The organism is Sphaerisporangium siamense (assembly GCF_014205275.1).
Lineage (GTDB): Bacteria > Actinomycetota > Actinomycetes > Streptosporangiales > Streptosporangiaceae > Sphaerisporangium > Sphaerisporangium siamense.
Genome location: NZ_JACHND010000001.1, coordinates 5,105,787 through 5,122,136 on the forward strand (window position 1 = coordinate 5,105,787; position 16,350 = coordinate 5,122,136).

The following is a 16,350-nucleotide window of genomic DNA, read 5'->3' on the forward strand; positions in this document are numbered from 1 at the left end:
GGGCCTCCACGAGCACAGACTCCGGGAGGAGTTCCAATGATCCGAAACAGGCACGGACGGCGGCGCCGGGCCGTCCTGCGCGCGCTGGCCCTCGGCGGGGCGGGGGCCGGCCTCGTCCTGGCGAGCGTGACGCCGGCCGGGTGGGCCGCCGAGGCACCGCCGTCCGCCCCCGGCTCCGCCCCGGCCGCCCGCCTCGCCGCGGCCCGGGGCCCGAGCGCCGCGCCCTCCGCGCCCACCGGCGGCGATCCGCGGACCCCGGCCGAGCCGGACGCCTCCGCCCCGCCGTCCCCCGAGGCGTCAGCCGGCGAGGAAGAGCCGCGGGAGTCCGCCGCGCCGGAGGCGGGCACGCGGCGCGCGGCCCGCCAGGCCGCGCGCCGGGTGAGCTGCCCGTCGGTCGCCGAGCGGCTGAACGGCCTGGACTCGGCCGCCGACGCCGCGGTGCGGCGTGACCTCGCCCTGCTGGACCGCCAGATCGCCCAGGCCGACCGGCGCCTGGCCGGGCTCGGGTCCCGCGCGACCACCGGTCAGATCAGGGCGTTCGTCCTGAACCCGCTCCGGCTCCAGCGGCAGGTCGTCGTCGGACGTGTCGCGGACGTGCTGCGGCGCGCCGGCGAGGACGTCACGGTGCTGCGCGGGGTGACCACGTGCGCGGTCGCCGAGGGCGGCGGCCAGGAGCCGTCTCCGGGCCCCACCCCGACCGGCGGCCCCACGGCGTCCCCCTCGCCTACGGGGGACGGCGGCGCGAGCCCGGGCGCCTCGCCGTCGGTGAGCCCCACCGCGACCGGCGGCGGGCCGTCCCCCGACGACTTCGTCGACATCCGCCGTGTGCGGCCCAACGTGAACACCCCCGCCGTCCGGCAGGGCGGCTCGCGCGGCACGTTCGTCTCCCGGTGCGGGCGCAACGAGGAGGGCCACCACAACTCCGACAACGTCATCGTCGCGCCGGGCGTGACCAACGGCGCCCACCACGTCCACGATTACGTGGGCAACCTCGACACCAGCGGGTTCTCCACCAACGAGAGCCTTCAGGCCGCCGGCACGACCTGTGCCAACGGCGACAAGTCCACGCACTACTGGCCGGTCCTGCGCCTGCGGCGGGGACAGGGGACCGACGCGGGCGAGCCGGGCGGCGGCCTGGACGGCAACGTCGGCCGGATACTCAGGCCCGCCTCGGTGACGCTGACGCTGCGCGGCAACGCCACCGCCAAGGTGGTCGCGATGCCGGCCTTCCTGCGCGTCATCACCGGCGACGCCAAGTCCTTCACCAACGGCACGACCAACGCCAACGCCCGCTGGACCTGCACCGGGTTCGAGAACCGCCAGCTCACCGACAAGTACCCGCTCTGCCCGCGCGGCAGCCAGGTCGTGCGGCTGCTGCGGTTCCAGAGCTGCTGGGACGGCAGGAACACCGACAGCGCCAACCACCGCACGCACGTCGCCTTCACCGCGGCGGACGGGTCCTGCCCTCAGGGCTTCCAGCCCATCCCCGCCCTGGAGCAGCGGGTCACCTACGACGTGCCGCCGGGGCCGGTGTTCGCGCTGGACAGCTTCCCCGAGCAGCTCCACAAGCCGGTCACCGACCACGGTGACTTCATCAACGTCATGCCGGACACGCTGATGAGACAGGCCGTCGCCTGCGTCAACAGCGGCCGTCGCTGCGGCTGACCCCCCAGGCCGCGCACGGCGAGGCGCCGCCCCGCGACTCGGTTCGCGGGGCGGCGCCGTTGACCGTCCACAGGGCCGGGATCGCCCCGTGCCGGTGACGCGGGCGGGATCAGTCCCAGTCGTCGTCCCAGTCGTCGTCGTCCCAGTCGTCGTCCCAGTCGTCGCCGCCGCGAAGGCGGGCGGAGGCCGGCGCCGTGACGGTGAGCACGGCGACCGTGAGAAGGATGCCAGTGGCGATGAGTCGTCTGAGCATGAGAATCAACTCCGTAACCCTGGTGGCGCTGATCTGCGAGCGTCGCGATGGGTTCCCGGGATACGCAGCACGGCGCGGTACAGCCCAACCCTAACCAGGTCATCACCGCGGAATCACCCGGAAGCGGGCAAACCGCCGGCATGGGTTCGGACAAAGCGGACGTCGCACCTTTCCCTTGTCCGCCCGGCCCCAAACGGCGGCGCGGCGCGCCGCCCAGAAGCCGCCCTCACACCCGTCTACGGCTTAACCTGCGGAAACGGAGATCCATCTCGCGTGCCGCCCCCCGGCGCGTCATGTGACCGGGGGAGAGGCGGATGGGGACGTGGCAGTGGGCCGCGGGCCTGGTGACGGGCCCGGCGAGCCCGGAGGACCTCATCGCGGCGCGCACCCAGATGGCGCTGTCGCTCGGCTGGCACATCATCCTCGCCTGCCTGGGCGTCGGCATGCCCACGCTCATGGTCCTCATCGAATGGCGCGGCCTGCGGACCGGCGACGAGGCGTACCGGCGGCTCGCCCTCCAGTGGGCCAAGGCGATCGGCGTGCTGTTCGCGGCCGGCGCGGTGTCCGGCACCATCCTCAGCTTCGAGCTCGGATTGCTGTGGCCGGCCATGATGGGCATGTACGGCCAGGTCATCGGGCTGCCGTTCGCGGCCGAGGGCGTCGCCTTCTTCATCGAGGCCATCTTCCTCGGCATCTACCTGTACACCTGGAACCGCGTGTCGCCCAAGGCGCACCTGCTCGCCGGCCTGCCGGTGGCGATCTCGGGCGCCCTGTCGGCCTTCCTGGTGGTGTGCGCCAACGCCTGGATGAACACGCCGGTCGGCTTCACCGCGGCGGGCGGACGGGTACGCCAGGTGAGCCCGTGGCGGGCCATGTTCAACCCGGCAGTGCCGCACGAGACCCTCCACATGATCGTGGCGGCGTTCATGGTCGCGGGCTTCCTCGTCGCCGGCGTCTACGCGATGGGGATGCTGCGGGGCAACACCGACCGGCGCCACCGGCTGGGCTTCGTGGTGCCCTTCACCCTCGCCGCGGCCTTCACCCCCATCCAGATCATCGTCGGCGACTACTCCGGCAAGTCCATCCACGAACTGCAACCCGCCAAGCTCGCCGCCGCGGAGGCGCTGTTCCGCACCCAGGCGGGCGCTCCGCTCAGCATCGGCGGCTTCGTCTCCGGAGACCGGCTGCACTACTCCATCGAGGTGCCGAAGGCGTTGTCGCTGCTGGCCGGGGGCAGCTTCGACACCGTCGTCCAGGGCCTGGACCGGGTGCCGAGGGCCGACCGCGCGCCGGTCGGCATCGTCCACTTCGCCTTCGACCTCATGGTGTCCATGGCGTTCGCGCTCCTCCTGCTGTCGGCCTGGTTCGCCTGGAGCTGGTGGCGCAGGCGCGACCTGCCCCGGTCGCGCTGGTTCCTCCGCTTCGCCGCGCTGTCCGGCGTGGCGGCGGTGGTCGCCACCGAGGCGGGCTGGACGGTCACCGAGGTCGGCAGGCAGCCCTGGACCGTGTACGGCCACATGCGCACCGCCGACGCGGTGAACCCCGCCCCGGGCCTGTGGGCCGGATTCGCCCTCGTCCTGCTCGTCTACCTCGTGCTGACCGTCGTCATCCTGTACGTGCTGCGCCTGCTCAGGACCGAGCGTCCAGTCGCGCCCCAGGAACCCGAGGAACTGCCCCAGGCGAGGGCGCGCTGATGGACCTCGCGCAGATCGTGCTCATCGTGATGTGGGCCGGCGTCACCCTGTACGCGCTGCTGGCCGGGGCCGACTTCGGCGCGGGCGCCTGGGACCTGCTGGCCGGGCGCAGCCGCGAGGGCATGCCCCGCCGCGAGTTCATCGAGCGGGCGATCGGGCCGGTCTGGGAGGCCAACCACGTCTGGCTCATCTTCGTGCTCGTGGTGCTGTGGACGGGCTTCTCCGGCGTCTTCGCCGCCGTGATGTCCACCCTCTACATCCCGCTGACGCTCGCCGCGCTCGGCATCATCGCCAGGGGGACGGCCTTCGCGTTCCGCAAGGCGGCGCGCAAGCTGTGGCAGCAGCGCCTGTTCGGCGGCGCCTTCGCCCTCTCCTCGGTGCTCACGCCGTACTTCTTCGGCGCGGTCGCGGGCGGCATCGCCTCGGGGCGGGTGCCGCCGGGCCTGGCCCGGGGGAGCATCTTCACGAGCTGGCTCAACCCGACCTCCGCGCTGGGCGGCGTGCTCGCCGTCCTGGTGTGCGTGTACCTGGCGGGAGCGTACCTGTGCGGCGACGCGACCCAAGGGGGGCGGCCGGACCTGGCGGAGTGGTTCCGTGTGCGCGCGCTGGCCGCGGCCGCGGTCATCGGGGTGGTCGCCCTGGGTGGCATCGCGATCCTGTGGTGGGACGCCCGGCCGCTGTACGAGGGGCTCACCCACCGGGCGCTGCCGGTCCTGCTGGCGAGCGTGGTGTTCGGCGCGGCCTCGCTGGTCCTGCTGTGGTACAGGCTCTACTCGCTGGTCAGGGCCGCGGCGATGCTCGGCGTCATCACGATCCTGTGGGGCTGGCCGCTCGCGCAATATCCCGTCATGCTGCCGCCGGCCCTGACCTACCGGCAGGCGGCCGCGGAAATGTCGGTGCTGGCCGCCACAATCATCGTCATCGCGGTGGGCGTGCTCCTGATCGTTCCGTCCATGGCGTGGCTGATCAGCGTCCAGCGGCGCGGTCTGCGCGGCGGCGAGCCGCCGCCCTGACCCGTCCCGCGCGCCCGGCCCGCCGTGCACGGCGGTGACACACGGGTCCTTGACCTCAATATTAGTTGAGGTTCTAGGGTCCGGGGTGGATCACCGGTCGGATCTGAGCGCACGCCCCGGTGATCGGCGACCGCCGCGAGGGCGCGGTCGGTGACCGTACGGAACGTGAGCGGCCGGAGCGCCGGGAGACGGGGTGTCGTGATGGACATGGAAGTGACGGCGTGGCATTCGCTCTACCACGCGATGCACGCCAACGAGGACCGGCGGCCCTTCTCGGGGGCGACGCTGCGGCGCATCGCCGCCTTCGCCCGGCCCCACCGCCGCATGCTCGTCTGCTACTTACTGCTCAGCGTGGTGGGCGCGGTGCTCGCCGTCGCCTCGCCCGTGCTCGCCGGGCGCGTGGTCGACGCCATCGTGCGGCGCGAGGCCCTGGACATCGTGGTGACCCTCGCCGCGCTGATCGCCGTGATCGCCCTGCTCGACGCCGGGCTCGGCCTGCTCACCCGCTGGCTCTCCGCCAGCATCGGCGAAGGTCTCATCCTCGACCTGCGCAGGGCCGTCTACGACCACGTCCAGCGCATGCCGGTCGCGTTCTTCACCCGCACCAGGACCGGGGCGCTGGTCAGCCGCCTCAACAACGACGTCATCGGCGCCCAGCGCGCCTTCAGCGACACGCTGTCCGGCGTGGTCGGCAACATCGTCATGCTGGTCCTCACCCTCGTCGTCATGGTCGGCCTGTCCTGGCAGGTCACCCTGCTGGCGCTGCTGCTGCTCCCGGTGTTCGTGCTCCCCGCGCGGCGCATGGGCTCGCGCCTCGCCCGCTTCGAACGTGAGGCGGCCGGCCACAACGCCCATATGAGCACGCAGATGACCGAGCGATTCTCCGCGCCCGGCGCGACGCTCATCAAGCTCTTCGGCAGGCCCGCCCGCGAGTCGGCCGAGTTCGCCGCGCGCGCCCGCCGGGTCCGCGACATCGGCGTGCGCACGGCGATGCTCCAGTCGGTGTTCGTCACGGCCCTCACCCTGGTGTCCGCCCTCGCGCTCGCCATCGTCTACGGCCTCGGCGGCTTCTACTCCCTGCGCGGCGGGCTGGACGCCGGCGACGTCGTCGCCCTCGCCCTGCTGCTCACCCGCCTGTACGCGCCGCTGACCGCCCTGGCGAGCGCCCGCGTCGAGGTCATGAGCGCGCTGGTCAGCTTCGAGCGGGTCTTCGAGGTGCTCGACCTCAAGCCGCTCATCTCCGACAAGCCCGATGCCCGCGCCGTCCCCGAGGGGGCGGTCTCCGTCGAGTTCGACGACGTGCGCTTCTCCTATCCCTCGGCGGACAAGGTGTCGCTGGCCTCGCTCGAAGAGGTGGCGACCCTCGACACCCGCGGCGGCGCCCAGGTCCTGCACGGGGTGTCGTTCGCGGTCGAGCCCGGGCAGATGGTCGCGCTCGTCGGCTCATCGGGCGCGGGCAAGTCGACGATCGCCCAGCTGCTGACCCGGCTGTACGACGTCGACTCCGGCGCCGTGCGGCTCTCGGGCGCCGACGTCCGCGACCTGGCCGGCGAGTCGATCCGCGACACGGTCGGCATGGTCACCCAGGACGGCCACCTGTTCCACGAGTCCGTCCGCGCCAACCTGCTGCTGGCCAGGCCCGAGGCGAGCGAGGACGATCTGTGGGAGGTCCTGCGCCGCGCCCGCCTCGACGACCTGGTGCGGGCGCTGCCCGACGGGCTCGACACCATCGTCGGCGAGCGCGGATACCGGCTTTCGGGAGGCGAGCGCCAGCGCCTGACGATCGCGCGCCTGCTGCTCGCCCGCCCGCGCGTCGTGATCCTCGACGAGGCCACCGCGCACCTGGACTCCACCTCCGAGGCCGCCGTGCAGGAGGCGCTGGGCGAGGCCCTCGCCGGGCGCACCGCCGTCGTCATCGCCCACCGCCTGTCCACGGTCCGCGCGGCCGACCTCATCCTCGTCATCGAGGACGGCCGGGTGGTCGAGCGCGGCACCCACGTCGACCTGCTGGCCGCCGGGGGCCGTTACGAACAGCTCTACCGCACCCAGTTCGACGAGCACCCCACCCCCGAACCCGCCGCCCGCTGACCCTGCGGGGACACCTTCCGAGGGAGCTGCCGCGGCCCTCCTGAGCCGCGTGGACGTCTTGCGACGGGGGAGTGGTCGGGTGGGGCACTCTGGGGAGAGGCGGATGGGGCAGCGGTTCTGGAAGGCGGTGCCGGGGAGAGGCGCGGTGAGTCGGCGGTCCCAGGGGCGGTATCGGGGGGAGAGGTGGATGGGTCAGCGGTCCCAGGGGGCGGTCTCGCCCATCTTCTTGTAGTAGCGGGCGAGGTGGGCTTTGACGCCGTCCACGTCGGCCTTGGGGAGGTCGATACCGCCGCGCGCGCCCTGCATGACGGCGCCCGCGGCCATCACGGCGTGCGGCACGGCGGTGAGCCGTCCGTTCACGACGTCGGCGATGGGCAGCTTGTAGGAGCCGAACTCGTCGGGCTTGTCGCCGTCGTACCAGACGTGGGCCTCGCGGTAGCGGGCGTTGGGCTCCTCCTCCGCGCCCGCCCATTCCCGGACGCGCTTGTCGGCGGCGGCCCCGTCCCACTCGCGTTCACGGTCGGCCAGCGGCAGGTCCTGGAACTTGACGACGGTCATGGTGGCACTCCTCCCCGAGCCGCGCGGGACGCGCGTACATGGCTGGCCTACCCGTTAACCGGCCCTCAAACGAGCGCGCGCGCCCGGGGCAGCAGCGGGATGAGTGCGGCCGGGGCCGGAGCGTGGCGGGGCTGTGCGGCCGGCGGTCAGGAGTGCGAGGGATCCGCGCGGGCGGGGCGTCAGGAGAAGGTGAGGGAGGCGCGGCTTTCCAGGGGGCCGCCGGCGAGGGCGGCGTCGACGGTGGGGTAGATGTCGAAGGCGGCGTCGATGCCGGTGAGGTTCATGATCCTTCGCGGGGTGGGGTTCAGGCAGCACAGCGCGCACGTGCCGCCGCACTTCTGCGCCTTGGCGCCCGCGCGGACCAGGACGCGCAGGCCGGAGGAGTCGATGAAGTTCAGGCGCGAGAGATCGAAGATCAGTTGAGGTGGTCTGGCGCGGAACGCCTCATCGATGTCCTCGCCCAGCCTGGGAACCCCGTTGCGGTCCACCTCGCCGATGATGGCGATGACGGTGAACTCGCGACGGTTCTCCCGACGTACCATCAACGGCATGTCGTAACCTCCACGGCTGGGGACCTGCCCCTTACAGTCTGTTCCCGGTGGACGTGCGAATACAAGAACATGGGGCACGCAAAACGTCCGGAGTCAAGTATTCACCTACGCCGGGCGCCGATGATCCGGTCCGGTCCCGGCGTCCTCCCACAAGGCCGCGCGGTGCGCCCGACCTGTGCGGACGGCGTCTCTTTGCGGTGACATGGAGCGCGCTTTGCCCATCCGGCGGGAGGCTGGTGAAGGGAAGCGCCACGCCGGGGGGAGGCGTATGCGGGTCATCGGAGCGGGTTTCGGGCGCACGGGAACCCTGTCGCTGAAGGCGGCCCTGGAGGGGCTGGGCTTCGCCCCCTGCAACCACATGCGGGAGGTCATGGCCAGGCCCGCGCTCATCCACGGCTGGCTCGCCATCGCCGAGGGCCGCTCCCGGGACTGGGACGGGGTGCTCGGCGGGTTCGACGCCACCGTCGACTGGCCCGCGGCCGCGTACTGGCGCGAACTCGCCGCGCACTACCCGGCCGCCAAGGTCGTGCTCACGGTCAGGGATCCCGAAGCGTGGTACGCGAGCATGTGCGCCACGATCTTCGACGAGGCCCGCGCCCACGGGCCCGGGGTACGGCTCCTGTCGCGGCTCAGCGCCGACTACCGCGCGTTCCGCCGCATGGCCTACCTCGCCGTGCTCCATCGGGCGCTCGATGACGTGGGCCCGGACAAGGAGGCGCTGATCCGGAGATTCGAGGAACACGTGCGCGAGGTGCGCGAGGCGATCCCCGCCGACCGGCTGCTGGTCTACGACGTGCGGCAGGGGTGGCCCCCGCTGTGCGCGTTCCTCGGCGTCCCGGTACCCGACGAGCCGTTTCCCCGCCTCAACGACCGCCAGACCTTCGGCCGCCTCCTGCGAAGGTTCATGCTGCGTACAGCGTTCCGCCTTTCCCCTGCCCGCGGCCGCCGGCCCCCGTCGCTTCCATCCCCGCGAGGAGCCCGCCCACGCTCATGAGCCGCCCCCTACCGGCCTCCATGCCCGCGCTCCCGGTCCACGCGATCTACCAACCCATGCCGTGGCCGCGGCGGTGGGCGAGGCCGTCCATCCAGCGGGCGATCTCGGCGGTCCAGTCCATCTGGAGGGCCTGGTCGTGGCCGACCTGGAAGCGGCCGTAGACGTCCTGTCCCGAGGTGAACAGGCCGCCGCGCTTGTCGGCCTCCAGGACGACCGCCAGGCCGTGCGGGTCGGCGACGAACGTCAGCTCGACCTCGTTCACGCGGCCGGCCCACTGCGCGGGCGGGTAGTACTCGATCTCCTGGAAGAACGGCAGGCGCTGGTGCAGGCCGTGGATGCGGCCCGCCTCCATGTCGGCCTTCTTGAGGTGGAAGCCGAGCCGGGCGAAGGCGTCGAGGACGCGCTCCTGCGAGGGCAGCGGCATGATCGCCACGGGGTCGAGGTCGCCCTTGTCGACGGCCCTGGCCACCGAGAGCTCGGTGCGCACCCCGACCGTCGCGCCGGGCAGCGGGCCCCCGGGCGCCTCGGTAATCGGCGTCTCCCAGGGGATGGGGACCCCGAAGGGAACGGCGTGCCGCCGGCCCGCGCCCAGATGGAAGGGCCCGGAGACCCTGACCTGGAAGAACTCGGAGGTTCCGGTGTGCTCGTTGTCTCCGGACTCGATCTCGACGCGCGTGACCAGCCCGAGCGCGATGTACTCGACGTCGAAGTCGAGATCGCCGCCCTGGACGCGCACCTCTCCGCTCAGCGTCCCGCCGGGGCGCACGCGCGGCGTGGCGAGGACCGTGTCCACCGAAGGACCCCCGACCCCCAGCGCTCCCAGCATCCTCTTGAAGACCACGGCCACCTCTCCTGCTGTCATCGGGCGATGGATCGGACTCCGATCGGACCTGATCGAACTCCGGTCGAACAGGCAACGAGCCGCGCCCGGCGGCGGTTCCCGCGTCGCGGGGCCGGTCTCACCCGGCGGGCACGACGAACTCGGGGCGGTCCAGCACGCGCAGCCAGGTGCCGTCCGGCTGGCGGCGCGCCACCTGCGCCCGCGCGCCCGCGCCGTCCTTCGGCGGGGTGGAGGTCAGCGCCAGATCGCCGCTGACCAGCGTGGGAAGCGGCGTCTCCGGCTCGAAGCGCGGCCCCTGGGCCAGCACCTTCTCCCACAGCGCGCGGATCGCCGCGCGGCCCGTCGTGAAGCTCCCCGGCGGGTAGGCCATGACGGCGTCCTCCTCGTAGAGGGCCGCGACGCCCTCGGCGTCGCCGGCGTTGGCGCGTTCGACGAACAGGCGGGTGAGGTCCTCGGGCTCGCGGGCACGCTCGCGTTCGGTCATGACGATCCTCCGATCTCGTGATCTCTGCTGACAGGACCAAGCCTGGCAAGGAGGCCGTCAGAAGTCCAACAGATGGTTCTGCTGGGATCTAGAATCAGCTGTTATGGAACTGCGCCAACTCGAATACTTCGTCGCGGTGGCCGAGGAGGGTGGCTTCACCCGCGCGGCCGAGCGCGTGCACATCAGCCAGTCGGGGGTCAGCGCCCAGATCCGGCAGCTCGAACGCGACCTCGGCGCCCCCCTCATCGACCGCTCCGCCCGCACGGTGACGCTGACCGCCGCCGGCGCCGCGGCGCTTGAGCACGCCCGCGCCGCGCTGGCCTGCGCCGACGCCGTGCGCAAGGCCGTGGACGAGGTGAACGGGCTGGTGCGCGGTCGCCTGACGGTGGGCATGGTCACCGGCTGCACCGTCACCGAGCTGTTCGACGCCCTCGCCGCCTTCCACCGTCGCCACCCCGGCGTGGAGATCACCCTGGTGGAGGACAACGCCGACCGGCTGGTCGAGCGGGTCCGCGCCGGCGCGGCGGACCTGGCGCTGATCGGCGCCTCGGGCGCGCCCCCTGAGGGGCTGCGGGCGCTGCCGATCATCAGCGAGCCGCTCGTCGCCGCCGTGCCGCCCGGCCACCCCCTCGCGGCCCGGCGCGCCGTGACGCTGGACGAGCTGGCCGGTCACCCGCTCGTGTGCCTGCCCGAGGGGACGGGCATCCGGACGGTCCTCGACGAGGCGTGCGCCGCCCGCGGCCTCCGGCCCGGCATCGCGCTCCAGGCCACCGCGCCGGGCACGGTCGCCGACCTGGCCGCGCGCGGGCTCGGCGTGGCCGTCCTGTCGGAGTCCATCGCCGCCGGCTACGAGGACTCCCTCGTCGCGCTGCCCATCGAGGACGCCGGCACGCCCGCCGTCCTGGCGCTGGTCTGGAGGCCCGCCACCGGCCCCGCGCTGCACGAGTTCGTCCGGCACGCCCGCGAGGCGTTCGCCGTCCCTGAAGATCGCGGGCCGGCGGCGCGGGCGCGATGATAGGGAGGCCGGCGGGCGCGGGTCCCGCCGGCGGATCCTGTGAGCAGAGTGGGGAGACCATGTCCGTGCCGCCCGGCCCGTCCGACCGTCCCGTCCCGTCCGGCCTGCCCTTACGGTCGGGAAGGTCCGCCTGGTCCACCTGGTTCCGGTGCACCAAGACCCGTCCGTTCGCGAGGGTCAGGCTGTTCTGCTTCCCGTACGCGGGCGGGTCCGCCGCCCTCTACCACAACTGGCACCAGGGGCTTCCCCCGGCCGTCGAGGTGCGCGCCGTGCAGTATCCCGGCAGGGCCGACCGTATGGCCGAGCCGCTGGTCGGCGACGCCGGGCGGATGGCGGAGCTGATCACCGAGGCGATGGGCCCGCTGCTCGACCGCCCGGCCGCGCTGTTCGGCCACAGCATGGGCGCCCTGCTCGCCTACGAGGTCACCCGCGCGCTGCGCGACCTCGGCACCCCGCCCGTGCACCTGTTCGTCTCCGGCAGGAGGGCGCCGCACCTGCCCGCCCGGGAGGCGGCGGTGGCGGACGCCGACGACGCGACCTTCATGAGCCAGCTGAGCTCCCTCGGCGGCACCGACGCCGACATGCTCGCCGACCCGCAGATCCGCGAGCTGACGTTCCCTTACCTGCGCAACGACTTCCGGCTGGTGGAGACCTACGTGCACCGGGAGGCGGCGCCGCTGGACGTCCCGGTCACCGCGCTCGCGGGCGACGCCGACCCCACCGCCACCCCTGACGAGGCCGCCGGCTGGAGCGAGACGACGACCGGCGCCTTCACGGCGCGGGTGCTGCCCGGCGACCACTTCTACCTCGTCCCGCGGCAGGACGACGTGCTCGCCGAGATCACCGCGGGCCTGGACCCGTACCTCTGAGACCGTGCCCGTGAGGAGGTCGTCCGCGCGGCGGCGCCGGTCCGGGGCCCATGCGGCCCGGCGCCGCCGGTTCAGCGGGGTGCGCGTTGGAGGAACAGCACGGTCACCCCGCGCAGCGACCACAGCCGCTGCACGGCGTACCCCTTCTCCAGCAGGTAGTTCACCTTCGGCAGCGCCACCTCCGCCAGGCCGAACCGCGAGGGGGCCGTGGTGCCGGGCCGCACCGCGCGGTCGGTCTCCTCGCGCACCAGCCAGACCCGGTCCCCGATGTCGGTGCGCGGGTTCAACTCCGCGGGCATCCGCCCGTAGTGGGTCAGCCCCTCGCGGACCCACGGCGCCGCGTACGCGATCGTGTCGCCCGGCCGGACCATCGAGCCGATGACGGCCGCGGCGTCCCGGTAGGCCACCTGGTGACCGGCCGGGCCGCGGGCGTGGATCTGCTGGGGGAGGGCGAGCGCGGCGGCGACGGCCAGGGCGGCGTAGTGGAGCCAGGGCCGCGCCCGCGCGAGGGCGGCCCCGGCGAGCAGGGCGAAGGCCGGCGCCGAGGGCAGCACGTATCGGGAGTTGTAGACGGGCGTGCCGAGGAACGAGACGGCCACCAGCACCACGACGGGCAGCACGCCCCAGACCACGACCCCCGCCACGAACGCGCGCTCGCGCGGCTCGCGCCGGGCCAGGTACACCGCGCCGGTGAGGCCGCCCAGCGCCAGGAGCCAGCCGAGCGCCACGGCGGGCAGGTCGCCGGGCTCCGGCTCGGGCAGCCACGCGGTGACCGCGCTGCGCACCAGCACCAGGTTCTGCCAGGTGGGCGTGCCGAGCCAGTCGACCTGCCCCACCTGTCCCGCCGACAGCGCGGCGAGCGCGACCGCGGGCGGCGCGCCGAGGGCGAGCCACGGCAGGCACCGCCGGGTGATGACGAGGTGCGCGGGCAGCACGAGGACGGCGAACAGGTGCGCGCAGGGCAGCAGCGCGACAGACAGGACGTACCGGCCCCACCGGCCGGTCTCGGTGGCGCGGCGCAGCGCCCAGAAGGAGAAGACCGCGGCGGCGACGGCCATCGCGTACGGCCGCGCCTCCTGGCCGAACCGGGCCATCGACGGCAGGAGCAGCAGCGCCGCCCCGGCCGGCACTCCGGCCCGCGCGCCCGCGAGGCGGCGGCCGAGGTCGGTGAGCAGCCCGGTCGCGGCGGCGACGGCGAGCGCGGAGGGCAGCCGCACCCACCAGTCGGCCGTGCCGAGCCGCGTCCACACGTACATGAGCAGGTAGTACGGCAGGAAGACGGCGTCGCGCTGGCGCAGCGTCTCCCACAGCGTGTCCAGGGACGTCACCGCGCCCAGGGTGGCGAGCTCGTCGGCCCACACCGACGGTGCCCAGGACCACGCCACCGTGACCGTGAACGCGACCGCGGTCATGACGGCCACGGTGGGGTGGAGGCGTGTGCCGCGCGCCCGGGACGCGTGCGCGCCGCGCTCCCGCGCGGCCGCCGTCCGCTCGCCGCCCGCCATGCCGGGTGCCGATATTTCCATGGACGCACATATTGGCCGAGACGTCGTGCGGTGCCAAACGAACGGCTTTCGGTACGGAGGCCGTGACCGGTCACGGCCGGTGGGCGCCGGCGGTGTGCCCCGCGGGCGCCGCGTGCTACGTACGCTAAGTTCCCAAATTGTCGGGTTTATGGGTATAAGTGAATTTGTCTCGGTCCCAGAGCCCTTTCTCCGCCGATATCACCGCTCTGGGAAAGCCCCGGAAAGCCCATTCAGCGTGGGATGTCCGGCGATTTGGGAGTATGGGCCCGAATGAAAGCAGGATTCGGTCATCCGCCGGTGAAACATGAGCGGGCTTACGCCCGTCGCGGCCCCCGATGCGCCGGTTCCGGCGGGACCGCGATCGGCGTAGACTGCTCCACCACGATGATCCCGGGTGCCACCGTGGCGCCGGACGAGGACGGTGGCGATGCTGGTCGAGCTGACGATGCACAGCGCCGGGCTCGGGCCCGCGCCGAATTCGCCGATCGACGGCATTCGCATATTGGCCCTGCTCCCCGAAGAATGGCGTAAAGACCTGCGGCAGGCCAATGGCGAGATCGTCATCCGCGTCGAAACCGGCGACGACATCACCAGCACCGAGATCAGCGCCCGGGTGAAAGAGGCGCTGACCGACCCCACCGTCAGCCACTGGCGCCTGTACGCCTGCGACCCCGTGCCGGGGCCCGCCGCGGACGCACCCTGAGCGCCCCGCCGGGCCCGGCGGGCGTATGTCACCCGCCGGGCGCGCGGACTCAGGCGTCGCCGGCGATCCGGTAGGCGATCTCGATCGACCACTTGTCCATGTCGGGCTCCACGGCCGGGTCGCTCAGGTAGAACTCGAACCGCCCGCCCCACACCTCGTGGCCGCCCTCGTGCCGGTTGTCCCACCGCAACCCGTGGGCCGGGCCCCACTTCTCCAGGGCGGTGAGCGACTCCAGCAGGCGGTCCGGGTGCCCGGTGTGGAGCAGCGTGGCGTACCTGCCGCCGGGGATCACGCCGGCGATCACCCGGCCGTCCCCGGTCACCGGGGCCGCGACCGGCACGCCGACCTCCAGGCTGATGTCCCCGCGCACGTCCACCGACCAGTACCGGTAGAACAGCGGGCCCGCGGGCGGGACGCTCCTGTCCCGCAGCCACGCGTAGACCTCGGGCACCAGCGCGTTCACCCGTCCCCACTCCCGCAGCGGCGCGGTGATCGGAACGGCGGCGTACGGCCGCTCCTCCTGGGTCTCGACCGTCGGTTCGTTCGTCATGCTTCCCCCTTCAGGGTCGTCGTCACACCCCTGATACGAACGGCGGGGCCGGAACTCATCGCCCGCCCGGCCGGGCGGGCAGCCCGAACAGCGGGAAGAGCGCCTCGGCGTCGAGGAACGTCGTCACGCCGGCGATCCGGCCGCCGCGCACGTCCAGGATCAGCAGCCCCCACGGCGCGAGCACCCCCTCCTGCGGGGTGTACTGCGCGAACGCGGGGGAGCCGTTGGCGGCGACGGGGACCAGGCGCGACCCGTGGCAGTACCCGTCCGCCCCGAGCAGCGCCGCGCGGATCGCGGACCGGCCGCGCAGCCACCACCGGAACGGCGGCATCTGCATCGTGGCGTCCTCGTGGAGCAGCGCGACCATGCCCTCGACGTCGTAGCGTTCGAAGGCGTCCGCGTACCGCGCCAGCAGCGCCCGCTGCGCCGCGTCCAGGGGCGCGAACGGCTCGCCCGGGCCGGGGCCGCGTTCCTTGAGCGTCGCGCGGGCGCGCTGCAGGGCGCTGTTGACCGACGCGACGGTGACGCCGAGCAGCCCGGCGACCTCCGCGGCCGTCCAGCGCAGCACGTCGCGCAGGATCAGCACGGCCCGCTGGCGAGGCGGCAGGTGCTGGAGCGCGGCGACGAACGCCAGCCGGATCGTCTCGCGGGCGACGGCCAACTCGGCGGGGTCGCCGGACGGCAGCACCCGGTCGTCCGGGACCGGCTGGACGAACGCCCGCCAGGGCAGCGGCGGCCCGAGCGGCGTGCCGAGCTCGCAGGCCGGGCCGAGGTCCACGGCCAGGGCGCGGCGGCGCGCGCCCCGCAGCATGTCGGTGCAGACGTTTGCCGCGATCGCGTACAGCCACGACTTCGGCGACGCCCGGTGCTCGTCGTAGCGGTCGAACGCCTTCCAGGCCCGCACGAGCGTCTCCTGCACGGCGTCCTCGGCCTCGAACGCCGACCCGAGCATGCGGTAGCAGAAGCCGGTGAGGCCGGACCGGTGGCGTTCCAGCAGCTCGGCGGGGTCGCCCGGCGCGTTCGTGACCGGCACGGGGAGACCGGGCGGGAATTGGCGAAGATTCTCCGCCGCCGCGTGTCGAGGAACCGTCATGCGCTCCGACCCATGTGTGTGACGCGCCCGCCGCGGGCGCGCGAGACCGTGAGGAGCACCGGGATGAAGTACATGCTGCAGATCTACATGAACCCCGCCATCTGGGAGTCGGTGTCCGAGGACCAGCGTAACGAGGTCTTCGCGGGCCACGGGCGGTTCATCAAGCTCATCACCGAGTCGGGGGAGATGGTCGGCACCGAGGCGCTGGCCGATCCCGCGGCCGGCGTCACCGTCCGCGTGCGCGGCGGGGTGGTCACGCCGACGGACGGGCCCTACGCCGAGGCCAAGGAGTTCTTCTGCGGCTACTACGTGGTCGACTGCGAGAGCAGGGAGCGCGCGGTCGAGCTGGCCGCGCTCATTCCCGACGCCGCCCTCACCGGCATCGAGGTGCGGCCGTTCCTGGACACCAGCGGGGCCGACGTCTGACCGGCGGGGGAGCGCCCGCGCGGGCGC

17 protein-coding genes are annotated in these 16,350 nt (G+C 73.3%); 9 read left to right on the forward strand and 8 right to left on the reverse strand.

Going from position 1 to position 16,350, the window contains the following annotated elements; translation table 11 throughout:
- The first annotated feature begins 36 nt into the window (after positions 1-36).
- Positions 37-1,665, forward strand: a complete 1,629-nt coding sequence (locus tag BJ982_RS23540; RefSeq protein ID WP_184883457.1) for a DUF1996 domain-containing protein — start codon at positions 37-39, stop codon at positions 1,663-1,665.
- 109 nt (positions 1,666-1,774) lie between these two features.
- On the opposite strand, the gene BJ982_RS23545 is transcribed toward BJ982_RS23540, so the two are convergent.
- Entirely contained in the window at positions 1,775-1,918 is a 144-nt protein-coding gene (locus BJ982_RS23545; RefSeq protein WP_184883458.1) for a hypothetical protein, read from the reverse strand.
- Between the two features lie 314 nt (positions 1,919-2,232).
- On the opposite strand from BJ982_RS23545, the gene BJ982_RS23550 reads away from it, so the two are divergent.
- The 3 genes from BJ982_RS23550 (at position 2,233) to BJ982_RS23560 (ending at position 6,713) form a co-directional block, all read left to right on the forward strand.
- Positions 2,233-3,612 (forward strand): cytochrome ubiquinol oxidase subunit I, encoded by a 1,380-nt coding sequence (locus BJ982_RS23550; RefSeq protein ID WP_184883459.1) that lies wholly within the window; start codon positions 2,233-2,235, stop codon positions 3,610-3,612.
- Entirely contained in the window at positions 3,612-4,625 is a 1,014-nt protein-coding gene (locus BJ982_RS23555; RefSeq protein WP_184883460.1) for a cytochrome d ubiquinol oxidase subunit II, read from the forward strand. Before BJ982_RS23550 ends, BJ982_RS23555 begins: the two co-directional genes overlap by 1 nt.
- 201 nt (positions 4,626-4,826) lie before the next feature.
- Entirely contained in the window at positions 4,827-6,713 is a 1,887-nt protein-coding gene (locus tag BJ982_RS23560) for an ABC transporter ATP-binding protein (protein ID WP_184883461.1), read from the forward strand.
- A 192-nt stretch (positions 6,714-6,905) separates the two neighbouring features.
- Here BJ982_RS23560 and BJ982_RS23565 read toward each other — a convergent pair whose 3' ends face one another.
- Together BJ982_RS23565 and BJ982_RS23570 are read right to left on the reverse strand one after the other, a co-directional pair.
- On the reverse strand, positions 6,906-7,271 hold the full coding sequence (locus BJ982_RS23565) for a hypothetical protein (protein WP_184883462.1): 366 nt from the start codon (positions 7,269-7,271) through the stop codon (positions 6,906-6,908).
- Positions 7,272-7,450: 179 nt separating this feature from the next.
- Complete coding sequence (locus BJ982_RS23570; protein ID WP_184883463.1) at positions 7,451-7,822, reverse strand: STAS domain-containing protein; 372 nt, start codon at positions 7,820-7,822, stop codon at positions 7,451-7,453.
- Positions 7,823-8,090: 268 nt separating this feature from the next.
- Here BJ982_RS23570 and BJ982_RS23575 point away from each other — a divergent pair, with 268 nt between their 5' ends.
- The gene (locus BJ982_RS23575) at positions 8,091-8,816 is read left to right on the forward strand and encodes a sulfotransferase family protein (RefSeq protein ID WP_184883465.1); all 726 of its coding nucleotides are present in this window, start codon (positions 8,091-8,093) and stop codon (positions 8,814-8,816) included.
- Between the two features lie 46 nt (positions 8,817-8,862).
- Here BJ982_RS23575 and BJ982_RS23580 read toward each other — a convergent pair whose 3' ends face one another.
- Together BJ982_RS23580 and BJ982_RS23585 are read right to left on the reverse strand one after the other, a co-directional pair.
- A complete protein-coding gene (locus BJ982_RS23580) occupies positions 8,863-9,678 on the reverse strand; it encodes a sporulation protein (protein ID WP_221482358.1) in 816 nt (271 codons plus the stop codon).
- Positions 9,679-9,775: 97 nt separating this feature from the next.
- Positions 9,776-10,141, reverse strand: coding sequence for a YybH family protein (locus BJ982_RS23585; RefSeq protein WP_184883467.1), 366 nt, complete (start codon positions 10,139-10,141; stop codon positions 9,776-9,778).
- 103 nt (positions 10,142-10,244) lie between these two features.
- On the opposite strand from BJ982_RS23585, the gene BJ982_RS23590 reads away from it, so the two are divergent.
- Together BJ982_RS23590 and BJ982_RS23595 are read left to right on the forward strand one after the other, a co-directional pair.
- Entirely contained in the window at positions 10,245-11,156 is a 912-nt protein-coding gene (locus tag BJ982_RS23590; RefSeq protein WP_184883469.1) for a LysR family transcriptional regulator, read from the forward strand.
- 59 nt (positions 11,157-11,215) lie between these two features.
- Positions 11,216-12,025, forward strand: a complete 810-nt coding sequence (locus BJ982_RS23595) for a thioesterase II family protein (RefSeq protein ID WP_184883471.1) — start codon at positions 11,216-11,218, stop codon at positions 12,023-12,025.
- Positions 12,026-12,096: 71 nt separating this feature from the next.
- Here the strand turns inward: BJ982_RS23595 and BJ982_RS23600 are convergent, their stop codons facing one another.
- Positions 12,097-13,551: a glycosyltransferase family 39 protein gene (locus BJ982_RS23600; protein ID WP_184883473.1), complete on the reverse strand. Its 1,455-nt coding sequence runs from the start codon at positions 13,549-13,551 to the stop codon at positions 12,097-12,099.
- Positions 13,552-13,978: 427 nt separating this feature from the next.
- Here BJ982_RS23600 and BJ982_RS23605 point away from each other — a divergent pair, with 427 nt between their 5' ends.
- Positions 13,979-14,254 (forward strand): hypothetical protein, encoded by a 276-nt coding sequence (locus BJ982_RS23605; protein ID WP_184883475.1) that lies wholly within the window; start codon positions 13,979-13,981, stop codon positions 14,252-14,254.
- 49 nt (positions 14,255-14,303) lie between these two features.
- Here the strand turns inward: BJ982_RS23605 and BJ982_RS23610 are convergent, their stop codons facing one another.
- Positions 14,304-14,804: a GyrI-like domain-containing protein gene (locus BJ982_RS23610; RefSeq protein WP_184883477.1), complete on the reverse strand. Its 501-nt coding sequence runs from the start codon at positions 14,802-14,804 to the stop codon at positions 14,304-14,306.
- Positions 14,805-14,859: 55 nt separating this feature from the next.
- The gene (locus BJ982_RS23615) at positions 14,860-15,837 is read right to left on the reverse strand and encodes a sigma-70 family RNA polymerase sigma factor (RefSeq protein ID WP_275411777.1); all 978 of its coding nucleotides are present in this window, start codon (positions 15,835-15,837) and stop codon (positions 14,860-14,862) included.
- A gap of 123 nt (positions 15,838-15,960) precedes the next feature.
- On the opposite strand from BJ982_RS23615, the gene BJ982_RS23620 reads away from it, so the two are divergent.
- Positions 15,961-16,323, forward strand: coding sequence for a YciI family protein (locus BJ982_RS23620; protein ID WP_184883480.1), 363 nt, complete (start codon positions 15,961-15,963; stop codon positions 16,321-16,323).
- Positions 16,324-16,350 lie beyond the last annotated feature (27 nt).